At 37.4% G+C, this 4,085-nt stretch carries 7 protein-coding genes; all 7 read right to left on the reverse strand.

The window, feature by feature from the left end:
- A partial coding sequence (locus tag ACQR30_RS11530) for an NTP transferase domain-containing protein (RefSeq protein WP_429735210.1) occupies nt 1–436 on the reverse strand: 436 nt, incomplete at its 3' end.
- A 34-nt stretch (nt 437–470) separates the two neighbouring features.
- Nucleotides 471–1,391 (reverse strand): bifunctional molybdenum cofactor biosynthesis protein MoaC/MoaB, encoded by a 921-nt coding sequence (gene moaCB, locus ACQR30_RS11535; RefSeq protein ID WP_429735212.1) that lies wholly within the window; start codon nt 1,389–1,391, stop codon nt 471–473.
- 8 nt (nt 1,392–1,399) lie between these two features.
- Nucleotides 1,400–1,849 (reverse strand): molybdenum cofactor biosynthesis protein MoaE, encoded by a 450-nt coding sequence (locus tag ACQR30_RS11540; RefSeq protein ID WP_429735214.1) that lies wholly within the window; start codon nt 1,847–1,849, stop codon nt 1,400–1,402.
- Complete coding sequence (locus tag ACQR30_RS11545) at nt 1,846–2,964, reverse strand: ThiF family adenylyltransferase (RefSeq protein WP_429735216.1); 1,119 nt, start codon at nt 2,962–2,964, stop codon at nt 1,846–1,848. Before ACQR30_RS11545 ends, ACQR30_RS11540 begins: the two co-directional genes overlap by 4 nt.
- Nucleotides 2,965–2,967: 3 nt before the next feature.
- Entirely contained in the window at nt 2,968–3,201 is a 234-nt protein-coding gene (locus ACQR30_RS11550) for a MoaD/ThiS family protein (RefSeq protein WP_429735218.1), read from the reverse strand.
- A 29-nt stretch (nt 3,202–3,230) separates the two neighbouring features.
- Nucleotides 3,231–3,743, reverse strand: a complete 513-nt coding sequence (locus ACQR30_RS11555; protein WP_429735221.1) for a molybdopterin-binding protein — start codon at nt 3,741–3,743, stop codon at nt 3,231–3,233.
- 45 nt (nt 3,744–3,788) lie between these two features.
- Nucleotides 3,789–4,085 (reverse strand): TSUP family transporter (locus ACQR30_RS11560; protein ID WP_429735223.1); only part of this gene is annotated, 297 nt, incomplete at its 5' end.

Raw genomic sequence — 4,085 nt, forward strand, 5'->3', positions numbered from 1 at the left:
ATATTTTCTTCAATCCTGATGATGAATAAATGCCGCATAAAGGTTCTGCAAAGCCTGCATCGGAAAACACCATTGCTTCGTCGGGTTTCTGGTTATATTTTTTATAGAGAAAACGAAGCACCTCTGTATTCATATCGGTCATGTCACAAGCCAATACTAATAGATCTTCCTTAGGAAATTGCAGATGAACACTCAGCAATCCAAGCAATGGCCCTCCAAGTAGGAGGCTTGGGTTATCTATCATTAATTGATCTTCGCGGAATATGTTTTTATAGCTTCCTTGCTGATTATTGACAGAAACGACGACTTTTATTTTTAATTCGGCTAATTTTTGATAGGCCGACGCTGACCAGCAAACGCCTTCCTTATTTCTCAACAATCCTTTGTCGCTACCCATCCGCAGGCTTTTTCCACCACATAAAACTACACCTGTCATTCATTATTAGATTTGATTATCAACTAGATTAAAATTATTCCTCTTTATCGTGTCGCATACCTTGAGCTACTTTGAAAATATGCAAAATGTATGGGAACAATGCATCCATTGTCTCTTCTGCTCCTCTGGTTGAGCCGGGCAAAGTCATGACCAGGGTATTGTTTATAAAGCCGGCAATGCCGCGAGAGAGCATTGCATAGGGCATGCGCTCCTGACCATAGATCCGTGCTGCCTCCATTATGCCTGGAATATTTCTCGTGATTAAAGGTTCAATAGCCTCGGGTGTTACATCACAAGGGGACAAACCAGTCCCGCCAGTAAATAAAAGTAGTTGAGTTCCTGCGCTGCTTAGTTCTTTTGCTTTTGCTTGAATTAGCGAAAACTCATCAGGAATGATTTGATATATCCCTACTTTTAAATGATGCTTTTGCAATTTTTCAATTACTGCCTTGCCTGCAAAGTCTTCTTTGTCGCCTTTGGCAATACTATCTGAACATACAATGACAGCAGTTTTTAAGGCACTAAATAAATGGTCGCTAAAGTCTGATTTACCTCCTTTTTTTCTAATTAATTTTATCGAATTTATTTCAATGCCTTTATCGATAGGTTTCAACATATCATACATGGTAAGTGCTACAATAGAGGCACCGTGCATTGCTTCGACCTCCACACCGGTTCGGTAAATAGTATGCACTTCAACAATTATATGTATCTCCAGCTCCTTTACTTCGTAGCTGATGGCAGCATATTCGATAGGCAACGGATGGCAGTCTGGAATGAGGTCACTTGTCTTTTTGACGCCTAACAAGCCTGCGGCTCTTGAAAATTCAAAGACGTCACCCTTGGGAACTGTTTTGTTATTAATCGCTTCAATGGTTTGCATAGAAGAAACCTTTACAATTGCCGTCGCTACTGCTTTGCGAAGTGTTGAAATTTTTTGTGTAATGTTATTCATTGTGAAATTTATTTATTCTTTTTCCATTGAAAAGATTGATCTTCAAAAACCTCTTTTCCCCAAATAGGTAAATCTGTTTTAATTCGTTCTACAAGTTCATTGCAAGCTTCTATTGCCGCCTTGCGATGGGGAGAAGAAGTAAACACAAACAGACAAATTTCGCCTGCAGCTACTTTGCCCAAGCTGTGATAAACGTGCATACAGGTAAGTTCATGAGTTTTAAAAACTGCTTCTCTAATTTCGTGCATTTTTTTCAATGCCAAATCTTTATAACTGCTATATTCTATTGCAACGACTTTTTTATTGTCAATTATATCAGCGCGTACTTGCCCTAAAAAAATACTGTGTGCACCTACAATTTTCTTGTTTTGATGTTTCGCAATGCTTTCTCCAATAAAGGTGGATGAAACAGCTCCTTCTTTAAAAATATTGTGATAGCCATTTTCTATTTTCATCATTGTAATTTATGTAAAGAATAATTTTCCCATTGGAGAATACCTCCGCTTAGACTTACTATCTTTCGATGATTATCCAACATTTTCGTTATTTTTTTCGCTGCAACCAAACTCCTTTTTCCTGTTTGGCAGATTAAAATAAATTGTTCGTATGGAAGATTTTGTAATTGAGGATATAAATCTTGGTCAGGTATCTTTAAATAGGCAAATCCGGACAATTCAGGCTTTTCATCGAGTTGCCTTATATCGATAACAGCTACATTTTTATTTGAACGTAGTTTTTCAAAAGCTTTCATGTCTATTGAAAATACCGCTTCTGCATTCCTGTTACAGGAAGAAGCATAATTATAATCTTTAAAAGCCGCTGCATTTTTAGGTGCCGACAATTGATTTTTTGAATGGTGGAGCAGGATGTAGGTATATATTTTTTGCTGCAGCATGTTGTAGGATAAAATGGCATTACTTGTTATGCTTCCAATGCTGGTAATCCATTTTATTGCTTCTGCGGCCTGCATGCATCCGATAATACCAGGAAGTACACCAAGCACGCCTTGGAAGCGACAATCCAACTGTTCTTCTCTGGGTAATTGTGGAAACAAATCTCGATAGTTGGCCGCGTTCCAGGCAATATTAAATAATGCGACCTGACCTTCGTACCGGGAAATGCCCGCATACACAAAGGGCTTCTTTAATAATACACAGGCATCGTTGATCAAATATTTAGACGCTAAGTTATCAGTGCAGTCTATAACTATGTCGTAATACTCTATTATTTCCAGTGCATTATCTTTGCTTAGCCTTTCTTTAAATAAAGGATAAATGATTTCTGGGTTTAACCGCATTAAGGACCTTTTTGCAGCCACTACTTTATGTTCGCCCAGATCATTGATGCCAAATAAAATTTGTCTATGCAAATTACTTAATGATACTATGTCATTATCTATTATGCCGATGACGCCAATGCCTGCTGCAGCAAGATATTGCAGCGTCGGGCATCCCAATCCGCCTGCACCGACAACCAGCACTTTGGCTGCGGACAATTTCTTTTGACCATCTTCGCCTAGTTCTTCTAGGGCAATTTGTGTTTGATACCGCTCGTTATGAAATAATTTATTCATCGTTTATCCTCCGGAAAAAGGTGGTAAAATAGCTACCGTATATTTTTCTTTTAATAGTGTGTTTGTTGTAATTATTTGTTCGTCAACTGCAATAGCATAATTGATAGAAGCCAATGAAGGATACTGTTTTAATAGGTAGTTTCGTAAGGCGTCTGTATCCTTAATATCATTGATGACAACTTGCTCGTTTTTCATGATTGCTGCTGTTTGTCCAAATAAAAGAAGTGTTATTTGCATTGGTTATTTCTGTTTTAGTAATAATTTAATTAGTCTGCTTTTTTTATAATTATGTATTTAAGCCCCTTTAAATAGCGCCTTCCGGTAGCAAAATCTGTTGCGACTAGCATTGAAATCCTACCTGATTGCTCTTTAATCTTTTTGCCATCTTTTTCCATTATAATAAAAATATGCTCCCCGGTTGGCGTATTGAAGATTTCGTTCCAAGAAAAAACTATGGTATAATTATCTGAAGCGACAAATTCAAAATAATAGCTACTTAAGTCTTTTGGAGATGGGTTGTCAATAGTTATATTGTCCAATATTTTCTTTAATGAGACACCGGCTATATTCATTAAAGTATGAAGAGGACGACGCAGTTGATTGGTAATAACTATACTGTCAATATGGACCTCAGGGTATGCTTCCAATTCTTGGGTAGTAACTTCTAATGACTGCTTTACTGTCCCTTTAATTATGAAACTATCTGTTGTGGGTATTTTCATTTGTGCAGATGCACCGCACCATATCAATAAGAACAGAGATGAGAAAATGTATTTCATGAGAAGTATTTGAGCTTTGCGGAATTTTTATTGGTTGTCTTAGAACTATCTAAAAGTATATAGGAGTTTAAATGCTGCTAGAAACAATATACTTGCTAAAACATTTTTTAGTATACTTTGCCTGAATTTTACTGCGCCAAAATAAGAACCCGTGACGCCGCCCGTGAAGGCGATAAAAATGTACAAAAATATTTGATCGTTGAAATGTATATTTCCTTTATAAGCCAGTCCGCCCAAGCCTGCAAGTGCGTTTACAAAGATGAATAAGGCACTGATGGCTGCGGTTTTCTTTTGATCCGCCCAACCTAATAGTAATAAAATCGGCGAGAGAATAATGCCACC

Origin of the sequence: Arachidicoccus sp., from assembly GCF_050436765.1 — a bacterium.
GTDB lineage: Bacteria > Bacteroidota > Bacteroidia > Chitinophagales > Chitinophagaceae > Arachidicoccus.

What these genes read in the sequence shown, in the direction of transcription:
- moaCB (WP_429735212.1), bottom strand. Translation starts at nt 1,391, where the DNA reads ATGAATAACATTACACAAAAAATTTCAACACTTCGCAAAGCAGTAGCG.
- ACQR30_RS11540 (WP_429735214.1), bottom strand. Translation starts at nt 1,849, where the DNA reads ATGATGAAAATAGAAAATGGCTATCACAATATTTTTAAAGAAGGAGCT.
- ACQR30_RS11545 (WP_429735216.1), bottom strand. Translation starts at nt 2,964, where the DNA reads ATGAATAAATTATTTCATAACGAGCGGTATCAAACACAAATTGCCCTA.
- ACQR30_RS11550 (WP_429735218.1), bottom strand. Translation starts at nt 3,201, where the DNA reads ATGCAAATAACACTTCTTTTATTTGGACAAACAGCAGCAATCATGAAA.
- ACQR30_RS11555 (WP_429735221.1), bottom strand. Translation starts at nt 3,743, where the DNA reads ATGAAATACATTTTCTCATCTCTGTTCTTATTGATATGGTGCGGTGCA.